We start from the raw sequence: 15,876 nt of genomic DNA on the forward strand, positions 1-15,876 counted from the left end.
TTTCTTGAGGGGCAGGGGCTTCGTTATGTCGCGTATTCCGTGCCATCGGCATTTGCGTGCGAGCTGTTCTGGGCCTTCATCCGGCCGCAGACGGGTTCCGGCGACGCAGTCACTGTGTCTGGCGGCGGTGCTGATGAGCAATTCCATGGTGCTGGTGGCCGACCAGGACGGCATCGCGCCGGCGACGGCAGAGGCCGCGGATACGGGCTCCAGCCAGGATGTGTTGTTCGACAGCCAGATGCTATTTCAAGGTAAGGGCACTCCCATCGATACCTCGCGCTTTCAACAAGTGGGCTATGTCGCGCCCGGCACTTACTTGCTTGATGTGCTGGTGAGCAGTCAGTGGCGGGCGTTGCAGGAAATCCAGTTCCGCGCCAGCGATGACCCCCAGGGCAGCCAGCCGTGCTACGACCGTTCGTTGTTGCAGCAGTTGGGTATCGACTTGAAAAAGACCGATGCGAGCCTGGGCACCCATTCCTCTCACCCTCTCATGGGCGATGGGCTGTTTTGCGGCGACCTGGGCAGCTACATCCCTGGCGCGACCACCCGCGTCAAAATTGCGGAACAGAAGATCGAGTTGTCGGTGCCGCAGCTTTTCCTGCAGCAGAACCTGTCGAAAACCTACGTCGATCCGGCGAGCTGGGATTACGGCGTGTCCGCGGCCACGCTCAACTACAACACCAGCCTGTTCAGTTCCCAGAGCAATGGGCGAAGCCAGACCGACGGCTATGCCGGGCTCAACCTGGGGGTCAACCTGGGTGACTGGCGTCTGCGTCACAGCGGCACCGCCACCTGGTCGCCTGAGGTGGGCGGCCATTATCAGCGCGGTTACATCTATGCCCAGACCGACCTGCCGGCCTGGCACTCGCAGTTGCTGGTGGGAGAGAGCGCGACCGAAGCCGATCTGTTCGACTCGGTATCGTTTCGCGGTGTCCGGCTGGCCAGCGACCCGCGCATGCTGCCCGAGAGCCAGCGCTACTACGCACCGCAGATCCGCGGCACGGCCAGCACCAATGCCAAGGTCTCGGTCTATCAGCGCGGCTACATGATCTATGAAACCTCCGTTGCACCGGGGCCGTTCGAGATTTCCGATCTGCAAGCGGCGAGCTTTGGCGGCGATCTGGACGTGACGGTCACCGAGGCCAACGGCCAGACCAGCCGCTTTACCGTACCTTTTGCCACCACCGTGCAAACCCTGCGCCCCGGCACCTCACGCTATAGCCTGACGGCGGGCAAGGTGGCGAATCCCGGGCTCGGTGGCAGCGAGCAATATGTGGCCCAGGGCACCCTGCACTACGGCCTGGATAACCAATTGACCGGTTATGCCGGCACGGCACTCACCGGCAGCTACATGTCGGCGCTGATCGGCAGCGCACTGAATACTTCCCTCGGGGCTTTTGGCCTCGACCTGACCCAGGCCCGAACCGAGCTGCCCCGGGGCGGCAGCATGCAGGGCCAAAGCGTGCGCCTGTCCTACAGCAAGAACCTGCCCAACAGCGGGACCAACTTCTCGTTGCTGGCCTACCGCTATTCCACCAGCGGTTACCTGGGCCTGCATGACGCCATCACCCTGCAGGATCACGTCAACCAGGGCGAGAGCGTCGACTCGTTCGCCCGGGTCCGTGACCGCCTGGATATCAACATCAACCAGCAACTGGGCGACGGCGCAGGGCAGCTCTATGCCACGGGCTCCAGCCTCCAGTACTGGAATCGCCAGGGCCAGACCCTGAACTTCGCCATGGGCTACAGCAACCAGTGGCGCGGTAACAGCTACTCCTTCATGGCTCAGCGCATGCGTGCTTCCAGCAGTGGTTCACGGGCAGGCGCGGGGGCGGACAACACGTTTTTCAGCTTCAGCCTGTCGATTCCCCTGGGGCGGGAAGGGCGCCGGGGTACCACGATCAACAGCTACGCCAGCCATGACAAGCGTTCTGGCGCGCACTACACCAGCGGCATCTCCGGCGTACTGGACAAGGATGGCGACGCCACCTATGCGTTGTCCGCCGCCCATGACCAGCGCCAGGGCGAAACCTCGACCAACGCCAGCCTCAACTATTTCCTGCCCGAGGTTTCCCTGAGTTCGAGCTTTTCCCAGGGCCGTGACTATCGCCAGCAGTCTCTGGGTGCTTCCGGGGGCATGGTGCTGCATTCGGGTGGCTTGACCTTCGCCCAGACCCTGAGTGAAACCACGGGCCTGGTGCATGCTCCCGATGCCAAGGGCGCCCGGGTCGGCTATGCCGATACGCGGGTGGATGGAAGCGGTTATGCCGTGGTCTCCAGCTTGAGCCCCTATCAATTGAACACCGTGGACATCGACCCCACTGGCGTTGCCGACGACGTAGAGCTGCTGCTCAGCTCACGCCATGTGGCGCCGGTGGCGGGGGCGGTGGTGATGCTTTCGTACCCGACCCGCAGGGCGCGTGCGGTGCTGATCGACAGCCAGCAACCCGATGGCCAGCAGTTGCCGTTTGCTGCCGTGGCCGTCGATGCCCAGGACGGCGCCGAGCTGGGGGCGGTGGGCCAGGGCAGCCGCCTGGTGCTGCGTACCGAGCAGGACCAGGGCACGATTCGCGTGGAATGGGGCCAGGAGCCGGATCAGCAGTGCCTGATCGACTACCGGTTGCCGCCCCGCGATACGGCCTCCGCCACGGGCTATGTGGTGCTTCAGCGTCCCTGCCGGGCGATGCCGGCAGGTTCCGTAGAGGAGCGGCCTTGATGGGCCATCAAGGCGGATATGGCCGTCTTTGCTCCCTGCGTGGTTGCCGCTGGCTGCTGGGGCTGCTGGCGTTGTCCAGCGGCTGGGCCCAGGCCGACCTGTCGATTGTCGGCACACGGTTCATCTATCCCGCCGGCAAGCCGGCCATCAGCATCCGGGTCGGCAATAGCGGCCGTGCGCCGATCCTATTGCAGGCCTGGCTGGACAAGGGCGACGCCGAGGTCGACCCCAGCGCGCTGGTGGTGCCATTCGTGCTGTCGCCACCCATCTCCCGGCTCGAGCCAAGGCAGAACGCAGCCCTGGTCCTGCGCTATAGCGGCGAGCCATTACCCGGCGATCGGGAGTCGGTGTTCTGGATCAACTTTCTCGAAGTACCGCCCCTGGCGGCCGCGAAGGACGACTTGCTGCGGCTGACATCGCGCATGCGCATGAAGCTGCTGTACCGCCCCCAGGGCTTGTCCGGCAAGGCTGACGAAGCGGTCGGCCAGTTGCGCTGGCGCCTTGTGGCGCCGGGGCAGGCTGGCGCTGCGCTGCTGGCCGGCAACCCGACCCCGTACTACGTGTCCTTCGCTGAGGTGGCGCTGGGCAGCGGCAATCGATCAATCACATTGCAGGGGATCACCGTGGAGCCCTTCGGCTCGGCGCGGATTCCCCTGCCCGATATGCAGGGAATTACCCCGGATCAAGCGGTGGTTCATTACCAAGTGGCAACTGACAGCGGGGAGACGCTGAGTGGAAGTGCGCGGATACAAGACTGAAGTTGCCTTGGGCAAGTCATCGAACAGCCCGCTTGCGGGGCGCCTTGAACGGCGCTGGCAGCGATTGTCCGGGGGCTGCCTGGGCTTGCTGCTGATGTTGCCCGCAGTGGCGGCTGCCGCGGTGTATGTGCCCAACGCCGGGCAGGCGATGCGCGACATCCAGGCCACGCAACCGGCCTTGCCGGAGCAGCCGGCACCGGAGCTGGACCTGCCGGCGCAGCCGCCGAGCGCCCCTGCCCAGGCTCCGGACACCTCCGGCATCCGCTTGCAGGTCAACGACTTCGTGATCGTCGGCAACCAGGTGTTCAGCAACGAGACGCTGCAAGCCCTGCTGGCGGACCTCAAGGGCCAGGAGCTGGACCTGAACCAGCTGCGCGCGGCCGCCGAGCGCCTGACGACCTATTACCAGAACCAGGGCTACATGCTGGCCCGGGCCTTCCTGCCGGCCCAGGACATCGAGGACGGCGTGGTGCGTATCGAGGTCATGGAAGGTCGCTACGGTCGTATTCAAGTGAACAACCAGTCCCGGGCCCTGAATTCGGTGATCACAGGCCCGCTGTCGTCACTGCACAGCGATACCGCGGTCCGCAGTGAAGATCTTGAACGCAGCCTGCTGCTGTTGAGCGACCTTCCCGGGGTCCGGGTCAAGGGCACTCTCAGTGCCGGCGAGCAGCGCGGCACCACCGACCTGCTGGTCAATGCGCAGCCCGGGCCCTGGGCCAGCGGCACCCTGGAAGCCGACAACTTCGGCGGCTACTACACCGGCGAATACCGCCTCGGGGGCAGCCTCAACCTCAACAACCCCTTGCGCCTGGGCGATCAGTTCAACCTGCGCCTGCTCGGCAGCGATGAGGACCAGCGTTACTACCGCGCCGCCTACAAGCTTCCCCTGGGCCCCTGGTCCACCAGTGTGGGCGTGGCCTATTCGCGGATGAACTACGAGTTGAGCCGGGACTTCGAGGTGCTGGAGGCCCACGGCCAGGCGAGCATCGGCAGTGTCTTCATCACTCAGCCGCTGATCCGCAGCCGCACCTTCGATCTCAGCGCCCAGTTGCAGTACGAGGACAAGCGCCTGCGCGACGACATCGACCTGTTCGAAGTCAGCAGCCAGAAGCATGTGGAACTGTGGAGCCTGAGCCTCAACGGCAACTCCCAGGACAGCCTGCTCGGCGGCGGGCAGAACTTCTTCTACCTCACCTACGGCAGTGGCCGGTTGAGCATCGACGACCCGATGGACCAGTGGCGCGACCATTTCACGGCCGGCACCAACGGTGGCTTTCAGAAGCTCAACCTCAATGCCGCGCGCCTGCAGTACCTGAGCCCGCGCTTTCAGCTCTATGGCCAGTTCAACGGCCAATGGTCCTCGACCAACCTGGACAGCTCGGAAAAATTCGGCATCGGCGGCCCCTTCGATGTGCGCGCCTATCCCCAGGGGACCGGCAGTGGCGACCAGGGCTGGCAGGCCAGCCTGGAGCTGCGCTTTCTCCTGGCCCCGCGCTGGCAGCTCAAGGCGTTTGTCGATCACGGCGCGGTGCAGGTCAACAAGAGCCCCTGGATCCACGACGAGAACCGCCGCCAGCTGTCGGGCGCCGGTGTGGGTGCCAGTTGGAGCGGTCCTTCGCAACAGATCAGCGTGACCAGTGCCTGGGCCCTGGACAACAACCAGGAAGGCAGCGGGCCCGAGCGCACGCCGCGGATCTGGGCCAGCGCGACACAGTATTTCTGAAGGCCAGCGTGTGCTTCGGAGGTGGTGCCGTCCTGCATAGGTTGCAGGGCGTTAATAAGTAGATAAGGAGTCAACGTGAATAAGGTTTATGCATTGGTGTGGAATCAGGCCCAGGGCTGCTGGAGTGTGACCGACGAGGGCGCGCGCCGTCGTCGTCGCTCCGGAACACGCAAGGGCCTGGTGGTGATGGTGGCCGGGCTGCTGGGCATTGGTGTTCTGCCTATGGCCTTCGCGTTGCCGACCGGCGACACGATAGTCTCCGGATCTGCGGACATCCTGACGTTCGACAATGGCAAGCAGATGTCGATCAACCAGCACTCCGACAAGCTGATCACCAACTGGAACGACTTCAGCGTGAACCGTGGCCAGACGGTGACCTTCAGCCAGCCGACCAAGACCTCGGTCGCCCTGAACCGGGTGATCGGCGTCAACGGCAGTAACATCCAGGGGCAGATCAATGCCAACGGCCGGGTGTTCCTGATCAACCCCAACGGCGTGGTATTCGGCAACAACGCTCAGGTCAACGTCGGTGGCCTGGTGGTCTCGACCAAGAACATCAGCGATGACAACTTCAAGGCCGGCAACTACAAGTTTGCCGGGACCTCACAAGCTGAAATCGTCAACAACGGCGTGATTACTACCACCGATGGTGGCAGCGTGGCCCTGCTCGGCAAGACCGTGCGCAACGAAGGCGACATCAAGGCGCAAAAGGGCCGTGTGGCCCTGGGTGGCGGCGACGAGTTCACCGTCAGCTTCGACAGCAACAACCTGCTGGACCTGAAAGTCGATGCCGCGGCGATCAATGCGCTGGTCAGCAACGGCGGCCTGCTCAAGGCCGATGGCGGGCAGGTGTTGATGACCGCACGCAGTGCCGGCTCGATGCTGCAGACCGTGGTCAACAACCAGGGCGCCATCGAAGCCAACACTCTGTCGCGCAAGGCCGGCAAGATCACCCTGGACGGCGGTGATGTCGGCGTGGTCAACGTCGGTGGCTCGATGAGCGCCAACGCACTGACTTCGATCGGTGATGGCGGTGTCGTGGAGACCAAGGGCGCCGACACCAAGGTGCAACTGGCCGCCCGGGTCAACACCTTGGCCACCAATGGCAAGGCCGGTACCTGGAAGATCAGTTCCACCGATATCAATGTCAGCCCAACCTCCACCCCCGGCAGCAACAACGTGTATGCCGATACCCTGTCGTTTAACCTGGCTTCCACCAACGTCGAGTTGAGCAGCAAGTCCGGCGACGTTTCGATCGACGGTGATATCAACTGGAGCAGCGGCAATCACTTGAACGTCGCTTCGGCCCAGGACATCAACCTCAATAAAAACCTGAAGGCCAGCGGTACAGGCGCTCGTGTTGAGCTCCAGGCCGATCGGGACATCAAGCTCAATGGTGCGGTAGCGCTGACCGGTGCCAACAGCAGCCTCGGCCTGGTCTACGGCAACAGCTATGTCCTGGGCGATCGCGGCCAGGTCACCCTGTCCGGCAGCGGCGCTTCGTTCGACGTCAATGATGACCTGTACACAGTGATCCAGAACTCCGCGCAGTTGCAGGCGATCGGCACCAACCTCGGTGGCCTGTATGTGCTGGGCAATGACATCAAGGGCACCGGCATCATCAAGACCATTGGTGGCAACAGACAGTTCAACGGAATCTTCGAGGGCCTGGGCAATACCATCAGTGGTTTCACCGTCAATACCGATGGGCCTTACGGTGGTCTGTTCGGCCGATCGTCCGGCAGCATCAGCAACCTCAAGCTGGCGTCGATGAGAATCAACGGTACTACCTCCAACTCGGGCTTCGGAAAAATCGGTGGCTTGGTGGGCGAGAACACCGGCCGCATCGAAAACGTCAGTGGCACCAACCTGGTCGTGAACGCCAACAGCAATCAGACCAACACCGTCGGTGGCCTGGTCGGCGTCAACGCCGGCGGCAGCATCAACCGTGGATCGGTGACCGGTACGGTGACCGGTAACAACAACACCTTGGCAATGGGCGGCCTGGTCGGCGAAAACAATGTTGGCCGCGCCGGTGTGGGGAGTATTACCAATAGCTCCACCAACGTGCAGGTGTTGGGCACCGTACAGCTCAGTGAGGTGGGTGGCATGGGCGGCCTGGTGGGGATCAACAAGGGCGGGGAAATCAAGGGTTCTTCGAGTGCCGGTACGATCGGAACGGGTTTCCGTCCACCCGTTAACCCACCCGTTCGCCCACCTTACATCGACCCGAACCTGGGTGGTTTGGTGGGCTACAACCAAGGCGGCCTGATTGAGAACGCCAGTTCCTCGGTCAATGTCTGGGGTTATGCCGCCAGCCGCATCGGTGGTCTGGTGGGGACCAACAAAAATGGCACCATCATCGACTCCAGCGCCAGTGGTGCGGTTGCGGGTACAGCGTCCTTGGCCGCAGGTGGCTTGGTGGGCTTCAACCAGAACAGCGAGCTGAAGAACGTCAAGGCCACTGGCACGGTGACTGACTCCACCGGCACCAACATTGGCGGTCTGGTGGGCAAGAACGAGGACAGCCAGATCCACACGGCGGAAGCGACCGGCAATGTGACAGGTGGTGCCAACAGTAATGTCGGTGGCCTGATCGGACACAACTTTGGCGGTAACACCGAATATGTCGTGGCTCGTGGCAATGCCAGCGGCGGCAACATCAGCAACGTCGGCGGGTTGGTGGGTTACAACGACGGTGACCTGAGTTCGGCCGAAGCCAGCGGTGACGTCCGCGGCGGCGTCACCAGCTTCGTCGGCGGCCTGGTGGGTACCAATGGCGACCTTGTCGATCACCGCATCAATAGCGCATCGGCCAAAGGCGACGTAGTGGGCGGTGATCGGAGTGCGGTTGGCGGCCTGGTCGGTCAGAACAATTCGTTCATCACCAACTCCCTGGCCGATGGCCAGGTGAGCGGCGGCGTCTCTGCCCTCCTGGGCGGACTGGTCGGCTTGAACACGGGCGATCTGCGTAACTCTTCGGCCTCCGGCAAGATCAACTTCGTTGCGCGCAACGCCCAGACCTACGGTGGCCTGGTCGGGGTCAACTACGGCGACATGCGCTACAACAGGGCGGAGGAGCTGGCGGCGCAAGTGCCAGCGGTCGGCCTGAACGAGGGCGATATCCGCAACTGATGACCGGTACCCACTGATCTGAGGAAGGGCAGTTCCCCGGTGCACCTGGCTGATGCCTGGCGTACCGGGTGCTGACTGATGACGGGTACCTGCTTGTCTCGTTCCTTGATGATCTTTCTTAAGGGTGGCCGGAAGCAGCCGGCCACTGTTGGACAACCCATCTCGTTTGTGCAGGGCATGGCCGTTCACACAGGCGGTGCTCCAACAGTGCAGACAGGGAGAAAGACAGATGATTCGCCAATGGCTGAGGCTTGCAACCGAGCGTAGACCGCTGTCCCTGTGGGTTCATGGCGTCGTGCTTGCAGCGATGCTTTGCGGCTGGGTCGGCACGCAAGCGCGCGCAGCCTCGGTGAACGGTTATGCCAGGGGCTGCGACGTCACCAGCAACGCCGTTACGCAATGGCGGCTGATCAACCCGTTGAACACCAATACCGCGGTAGGAACCGTGTTATGGCAGCGTACGCTGACCTTGCATACCAGTTTCAACCTGGCTGTCTCCGGCAGACCTCGGGAACTGGTGACTGCGGGGCATTGGACCCCCGGTACGCCGCAGTACGATGGTGCCGCGCCTACCGATGTCGCCGGCATTGGCTTGCGACTGGAGGTTGTTCCTCAAGGGGGCAAGAAAATACGGGTGGCCCAGGTCACCTACCCGATTGCCTTGGAAAAAAATGACGACCTGGTCTTTGAGAGCGGTTTACCCAAGCAGACCATGGTCACCCAGATTATTCAGTCACTGATCCTGACCGTGCCACCGGATCAGTTGCCCACGGGCACCCTCAAAGTGACTCAGGTAACAGGCTCTTCCTACCTGCAGTTGTATGCGTACGACCTGGAAAAAAACGAGTCGACCCTGGGGGCCCAATTGAGCCAGCTCAGCGCACCGCTGACCGGCAGTTGCCGCACGAGCCTGGTCATGGGCGGCATGGACTTCAACATCAACATCGAGCTGCCCAAGACCTGCGTGGTGGAAGCCTACAAAGAGATCGGGGTGCGCTTGGGACGCTTCGCCCTGTCGGACTTTCCCCAGGTCAACGCTACCTCGCCTGCGGTTCCTTTCAGTATCGGCTTGAGCCGTTGTTCGATGCAGGCCAAGCCTCGCATCAGCTTTATCGACAAGTCCGGGGGCTCGTCGGTCCCGGGCGTACTGGGTCTGATCAATTCCAGTACCCGGGGGTTCGGCATTGTCATGACCAATGGGCTGACTTCGGAACGCATCGAGTACAGCGGCCAGAGCTACGAGATGCAGCGCATCGGCGATGGCGCAAGCATTCCCCTGCGGGCCAGCTACATCCGCATTGGCAATGACCAGGAAGTCGAGGCCGGCGGGGAGGCCAACGGGGCCGCAGAGTTCACTTTTACCTTCCCATGATCGCGACCGCTCATTGAGCCGGTTCGTCCGTGGGCGAGTTCTACCCAACACCGTCGTTCAATTTTGAAGGCCTAGCAGGCGCTTCAGCGGCAGTGCCGTGCTGCAAAGGTTTGTAGTACGTAGATAAATCGATATGGAGTTTTCATGAACAAGATCTATGCGTTGGTATGGAACCAGGCCCAAGGCTGCTGGAACGTCACTCACGAAGGCGCCCGGCGTCGGCGTACCGGTTCCGGCAAGGGCCTGGTGGTGGCGGTCGCCAGTCTCCTGGCATTGACCGGGTTGCCCTCGGCGTTTGCCTTGCCCACCGGCGGGGAGGTGGTGTCCGGCAGTGCCGACATCCTGACCCAGGGCCCGAACATGTCGATCAATCAGCATACGGACAAGTTGATCACGAACTGGAATGACTTCAGTGTTCAGGCCAATCAATCGGTGACCTTCAATCAGCCCACCAGCACTTCGATTGCCCTGAACCGGGTCGTCGGCGTCAATGGCAGCCAGATTCATGGGCAGATCAACGCCAATGGCCGGGTGTTCCTGATCAACCCCAACGGGGTGGTGTTCGGCAATAAAGCTCAGGTCAATGTCGGTGGCCTGGTGGCTACGACCCGCGACATCAGCGATGCCGATTTCAAGGCCGGCCGCTACACGTTCTCCGGGACTGCGGCGACTGAAGTCGCCAACCTCGGTTCTATTACCGCGGCGGACGGTGGCAGTGTGGCTCTGCTGGGGGCGAAGGTTCGCAACGAAGGCACGATCAAGGCCCAGAACGGGCGCGTGGCCCTGGCTGCGGGCAACAGTTTCACCGTCAGCTTCGACAGCAACCAGTTGCTGGACTTGCACGTCGACAGCGCGGCGCTCAATGCACTGGTGAGTAACGGCGGCCTGCTCAAGGCCGACGGCGGCCAAGTGCTGATGACCGCCAAGAGCGCAGGTTCGATGCTGCAGACCGTGGTCAACAACCAGGGCACCATCGAAGCCAATACCCTGTCGCAAAAAGCCGGTCGGATCACCCTGGACGGCGGCGATGTGGGCGTGGTCAGCGTCGATGGTTCGCTGCAGGCCAACGCGCTAGGCGGCAAGGGCGATGGCGGGTTGATCGAGACCCGGGGCGCCACCACCCGCGTACAGCTGCCGACCAAGGTCGGCACTCAGTCCAGGGATGGCCGCACGGGCACCTGGAAGATCGCCAGCAACGAAGTCAAGGTGGGCTCCTTCTTCAACGCCAACAGCAACACCGTCCATGCCGACACCCTGTCGCGCAACCTGGCCACGACCAATATCGAACTGGCCAGTGGCAAGGGCGATGTAGCGGTGGAAAACGGGATGCGCTGGTCCAGCGGTAACCAGTTGACCCTCTCTTCGGCCAAAGACATTCGCCTGAATGATCGCCTGTCTGCCTCTGGCGCCAATGCCCGGGTCGAACTCAACGCCCAGGGTGGTATCAAGCTCAACCGTCAACTGACGCTGAGCGGCAGCAACAGCAGCCTCGGGCTGAACCACGGTAGTGGGTTTGTCATGGGCCAGAATGGCGGCGTCACGCTGTCCGGCAACGGAGCGCGTTTCGACGCCAACGGCGAAGCCTACCGGGTCATTCAAGACACCACGCAGTTGCAGGCAATCGACCAGGATCTGGCCGGTCGCTACGTCCTCGGCAACTCCATCAACAGCAGCGCGCGCCTGACCTCCATCGGTGGCCAGCAGGCCTTCAGTGGCATCTTCGATGGCCTGGGCAACACCCTCAGCGGTTTGACGATCAACAGCAACGGCACCGATGGCGGACTGTTCGCCAGCTCGTCCGGCAGCATCGGCAACCTCAAGCTGGCCTCGTTGACCATCAACGGTGCCAAGCCCACCTCCGGTTCCAGTGCACTCGGTGGCCTGGTCGGACGCAACAGCGGGCGCATTGCCAACGTCAGCGCCAGCGATCTGCAGGTGAATGCCCAGAGCCGGCAGGACAACCTGGTCGGCGGGCTGGTGGGGATCAACTCCGGCGGTTCCATCGATAATGCGTCGATCACCGGTGTGGTGCTGGGCAATACCCTCACTTCGGCAGCCGGTGGCCTGGTGGGCCTGAACACGGGCTCGGTGAGCCGGAGCAGCGCCGATGTCGATGTCAGGGGCACCATGAACAGCCATGCTCTGGTGGGTATAGGCGGATTGGTGGGGATCAACCAGAGCGGCTCGATCGCTAACTCTGCAAGCTCGGGAGCGCTTGGGTTGGGCAGCATTCATGACTACGCCTACCGCAACCTGGGTGGCCTGGTGGGTATCAACCAGAACGGCACCATAGTGGGCTCCAACGCCTCGGGCTTGGTGTTTGGCGGGGCTGGCAACAACGTAGGAGGGTTGGTAGGTCTCAACAACTCCAGTTTGATCACTGACTCGTCAGCCAGCGGAATGGTGATTGGTCTAGTGCTTGATACCGCTGGTGGTCTGGTGGGGCTCAACCAGAACAGCGTTCTGCGCAACGTCAAGGCCAGTGGTGAGAACTATGGACAAAAGAGCTTCAACGTCGGCGGCCTGGTCGGCAAGAACGTGAACAGTGAAATCAGCGGTGCCGAAGCCTCGGGCATGGTAGCTGCCGTGGATTCCACCCATGTTGGCGGACTCATTGGGCACAACACTGGCGGTATCACCCAATACGCCGAGGCACAAGGCGATGTATACGGCGGCTCCAACAGCCATGTGGGCGGTCTGGTCGGCTACAACGCGGGTGATCTGCGCTCGGTCTCGGCCAGCGGACGCGTCCGGGGCGAGAGTAACAGTGCTGTCGGCGGTCTGGTTGGCACCCATGCCAGTGGTCTCATCGATACGGCATCGGCCAAAGGCAGCGTCTATGGAGGCTTGCGTAGCAAGGTGGGTGGCCTGGTAGGCGAAAACAAATCCCGGCTCGTCAACTCACTCACCAGCAGTCACGTAAGTGGTGGTAGCTATGCCGTCCTTGGTGGTTTGGCGGGGGTCGACCGGGGAGAGATACGTCAGTCTTCGTCCTTCGGCAACATCAAGAGCGTGGCCGGTAACAGATGAGGAGCCCCCGCTAGTACCGGGTATGTGCAGGTTTCAGGGGCGTCAGGCCAATCCCTGACGTCCCCGGGATCTGTAGCTTCAACGCTGCTATCGACCCACAGGCCCCGCCCTGCGGGCAAGCTCGAACCGTCAAGGAACAACGCCGCTTTCTCTGCACGAGAAAGCGGCGTTGCCGAAGCGTTTGGTCTGATCCGGGGCCGCTATGGGGCCTGTTCTCTTTTCTGACGGCTGGCGGCAGTCAGCCGTTGCTGCATGGCATTTTTTTCTGAGTGATCCGCTGCAACGGGCGCAATGCATGGCCCGAGGTTGCATGGGTGCTTGGCCGTTTTCTGCCGGGGCGGCTGTGCCCCTGCAGATGTTGTGTCGCCTTGCAAAGGTTTGCAGGGTTTTGATAAATCGATAAGGAATCTTCATGAACAAAATTTACGCGTTGGTATGGAACCAGGCCCAAGGGTGCTGGAATGTGGCTCACGAAGGCGCTCGCCGCCGTCGTCGTTCGGGCTCCGGAAAAAGCTTGATTGTGGCGGCAGCCAGTGTCCTTGCCTTGGCGTGCATGCCATCGGCTTTCGCCTTGCCGACAGGGGGCGTGGTGGTGTCCGGGAGCGCGGATATTTCGACTCAGGGCAATCACATGTCCGTTAACCAGAACACCGATAAGCTGATCACCAACTGGAAGGATTTCAATGTCCAGACCGGTCAATCGGTGACCTTCAATCAGCCCACCAATACTTCGATTGCCTTGAACCGGGTGATCGGTGTCAATGGCAGCATGATCATGGGGACGATCAACGCCAACGGCCAGGTGTTCCTGGTCAACCCCAACGGGGTGGTGTTCGGCAATAACGCTCAAGTGAATGTTGGCGGCCTGGTGGTCTCGACACAGGGCATCGGCAACGAGCAGTTCAATGCCGGCAACTATCAGTTCTCCGGCACCTCCAAGGCAAGAGTCGTCAACCTCGGCAAGATCACCGCCGCTGATGGTGGCAGTGTTGCACTCTTGGCGGCAGACGTTCTCAACAACGGCACCATCACGGCGCAAAACGGCCGTGTGGCATTGGGTGCGGGTGAGGCGTTCACCGTCAGCTTTGACGGCAACAACCTGCTGGATCTGCAAATTGATTCCGCTGCGCTCAATGCTCTGGTAGCCAACGGAGGTCTGCTCAAGGCCGATGGCGGTCACGTTCTGATGACCGCCAAGAGCGCCGGCGCGATGACGCAGACGGTGGTCAACAACACCGGCACGATCGAGGCCAATACCTTGTCGCAAAAGGCCGGTCGCATCACCCTGGACGGCGGTGATGTGGGCATGGTCAACGTCGACGGTGCATTGTTGGCCAATGCCTCGGACGAAGGTAACGGTGGTGTGATCGAAACCCGCGGCGGGATGACTTGGGTGCAAAAAAATGCTCGTGTCTCCACCCAGGCCAACAATGGTCAGACGGGAACCTGGAAGATCGAATCTGAGCAGGTCGCGATTGGCGGGCCCTTAGCCTACTTCGGGATCAATCATGGCGATACCCTGTCGCGGAATCTGGCGACGACCAATATCGAGTTGGCTAGCAGCAAGGGTGATGTCGTGGTGGACGGAGCGATCAACTGGAGCAACGGCAATCAGTTGACCCTCTCTGCGGCCAAGGACATTCAGCTCAATGGCAATCTGACAGCCAATGGGGCCAAGGCCCGGGCCGAACTCAATGCCAATGGGCGCATTGAGCTCAAGGGTAAAGTGCAACTCACCGGGAGCGACAGCAGCCTGGGCCTGAACCACGGTGCTGACCTCACCTTGGGTAAAAACAGCCAGGTGACCCTGTCCGGCAGCGGTGCCGGGTTCGACGCCAACGGGGCCAAGTACGAGGTCATTCAGAACGCTGCGCAGTTGCAGGCAATCGATAAGCGCCTTGATGGCCGCTACGTCTTGGGCGCTGCCCTCAACGGCTCCGGCAGCCTCACCTCGATTGGTGGTGCCGACACGTTCACCGGTGTCTTCAACGGCCTGGGCAACACTATTAGCGGTTTCACCGTCAACAGTAATGGCGGTAATGGCGGTCTGTTCGCCAGTTCCTCGGGCAGCATCAGCAACCTCAAGCTCGCCTCGCTCACCGTCAAGGGGCCAGCCAATAACGAGGGTGCTAGCGCAGTCGGCGGCCTGGTTGGAAGCAACACCGGGAGTATCAGCAACGTCCAAGCCAGCAATCTCCAGGTACGTGCCCTTGACGATCAGGACAACCAGATCGGCGCACTGGTGGGGATCAACCACGGCGGCTCCATCGAGGGTTCATCGGTGAGTGGTTCGGTGGCTGGCAATACCTCCACTTCGGCAGCCGGTGGCCTGGTGGGCCTGAACACGGGCTCCGTGAGCAATAGCCACGCCAATGTTCGGGTCGGGGGCTCCATGGGCGGTCAGGCACCGGTAGGTATGGGCGGCTTGGTGGGGATCAACCAGGGCGGCTCGATCGCTGACTCTTCGAGCTCGGGAATGATCGGGCTGGATAGTAACGCTTACGCTGCCTCCCGAAACCTGGGTGGCCTGGTGGGCTACAACCAGAACGGCAGCATCCTGCGCTCCAGCGCCTCGGGCACCGTAGTGGGGTATTACAGCAACAACGCAGGGGGATTGGTCGGCTTCAACCACTCTGGTCGGATCACTGACTCGTCAGCCAGCGCAATGGTGGTTGGTTTAGGGATGGACACCGCCGGTGGTCTGGTGGGGCTCAACCAGAATGGTGTACTGAGCAACGTCAAGGCCACTGGCGTGGTGCACACACAGTTTGTCTCGAGCGTCGGCAGCGTGGTCGGTAAGAACGTAAAGTGAAATTCGCGTTGCCGGTTCATCCTGCTCCAACACTAAGACCTTGATGAGTAACCGATGAGGAACCCCCGCTAATACCGGGTGTATGCAGGTTCCAGGAGTGTTAGGCCAACCCCTGACGTTCCTGGTATCTGTAGCTTCAAGGCTGCTATCGGCCAACAGGCGCCGCCCTGCGGGCAAACTCAAACCGTCAAGGAACAACGCCGCTTTCTCAGCACGAGAAAGCGGCGTTACCGAAGCGTTCGGCCTGATCAAGGGGCGCTATGGGGCCTGTTCTCTTTTCTGATGGCTGGCGGCAGTCAGCCGTTGCTGCATGGCAGTTTTTTCTGA

The 15,876-nt window shown here is 61.9% G+C and carries 6 protein-coding genes and 1 pseudogene; all 7 read left to right on the plus strand.

Annotated features, from left to right (window positions below; all coding sequences use genetic code 11):
* Positions 1-133: 133 nt before the first annotated feature.
* Positions 134-2,716 (plus strand): fimbria/pilus outer membrane usher protein, encoded by a 2,583-nt coding sequence (locus tag ABCR88_RS07945; protein WP_350404370.1) that lies wholly within the window; start codon positions 134-136, stop codon positions 2,714-2,716.
* Positions 2,716-3,474 carry a fimbria/pilus periplasmic chaperone gene (locus ABCR88_RS07950; RefSeq protein ID WP_350404371.1) on the plus strand — a complete coding sequence of 253 codons (759 nt, stop codon included), beginning with the start codon at positions 2,716-2,718 and terminating at the stop codon, positions 3,472-3,474. Before ABCR88_RS07945 ends, ABCR88_RS07950 begins: the two co-directional genes overlap by 1 nt.
* Positions 3,475-3,568: 94 nt before the next feature.
* Positions 3,569-5,200: a ShlB/FhaC/HecB family hemolysin secretion/activation protein gene (locus ABCR88_RS07955; RefSeq protein ID WP_350404892.1), complete on the plus strand. Its 1,632-nt coding sequence runs from the start codon at positions 3,569-3,571 to the stop codon at positions 5,198-5,200.
* A 75-nt stretch (positions 5,201-5,275) separates the two neighbouring features.
* Positions 5,276-8,335 (plus strand): GLUG motif-containing protein, encoded by a 3,060-nt coding sequence (locus tag ABCR88_RS07960; RefSeq protein WP_350404372.1) that lies wholly within the window; start codon positions 5,276-5,278, stop codon positions 8,333-8,335.
* A gap of 229 nt (positions 8,336-8,564) precedes the next feature.
* Positions 8,565-9,707, plus strand: a complete 1,143-nt coding sequence (locus tag ABCR88_RS07965) for a fimbrial protein (protein WP_350404373.1) — start codon at positions 8,565-8,567, stop codon at positions 9,705-9,707.
* Positions 9,708-9,851: 144 nt separating this feature from the next.
* Complete coding sequence (locus ABCR88_RS07970; RefSeq protein WP_350404374.1) at positions 9,852-12,737, plus strand: GLUG motif-containing protein; 2,886 nt, start codon at positions 9,852-9,854, stop codon at positions 12,735-12,737.
* A gap of 412 nt (positions 12,738-13,149) precedes the next feature.
* A pseudogene (locus ABCR88_RS07975) lies at positions 13,150-15,553 on the plus strand (GLUG motif-containing protein); the annotation flags it as partial.
* Positions 15,554-15,876: the final 323 nt, after the last annotated feature.

Source organism: Pseudomonas sp. W17 (genome assembly GCF_040268305.1).
GTDB classification, from domain to species: Bacteria; Pseudomonadota; Gammaproteobacteria; order Pseudomonadales; family Pseudomonadaceae; genus Aquipseudomonas; species Aquipseudomonas protegens.

Excerpts from the sequence above, each read along its gene's own strand:
- ABCR88_RS07965 (WP_350404373.1), top strand. The coding sequence starts at position 8,565 with ATGATTCGCCAATGGCTGAGGCTTGCAACCGAGCGTAGACCGCTGTCC.
- ABCR88_RS07970 (WP_350404374.1), top strand. The coding sequence starts at position 9,852 with ATGAACAAGATCTATGCGTTGGTATGGAACCAGGCCCAAGGCTGCTGG.
- ABCR88_RS07955 (WP_350404892.1), top strand. The coding sequence starts at position 3,569 with ATGTTGCCCGCAGTGGCGGCTGCCGCGGTGTATGTGCCCAACGCCGGG.
- ABCR88_RS07950 (WP_350404371.1), top strand. The coding sequence starts at position 2,716 with ATGGGCCATCAAGGCGGATATGGCCGTCTTTGCTCCCTGCGTGGTTGC.
- ABCR88_RS07945 (WP_350404370.1), top strand. The coding sequence starts at position 134 with ATGAGCAATTCCATGGTGCTGGTGGCCGACCAGGACGGCATCGCGCCG.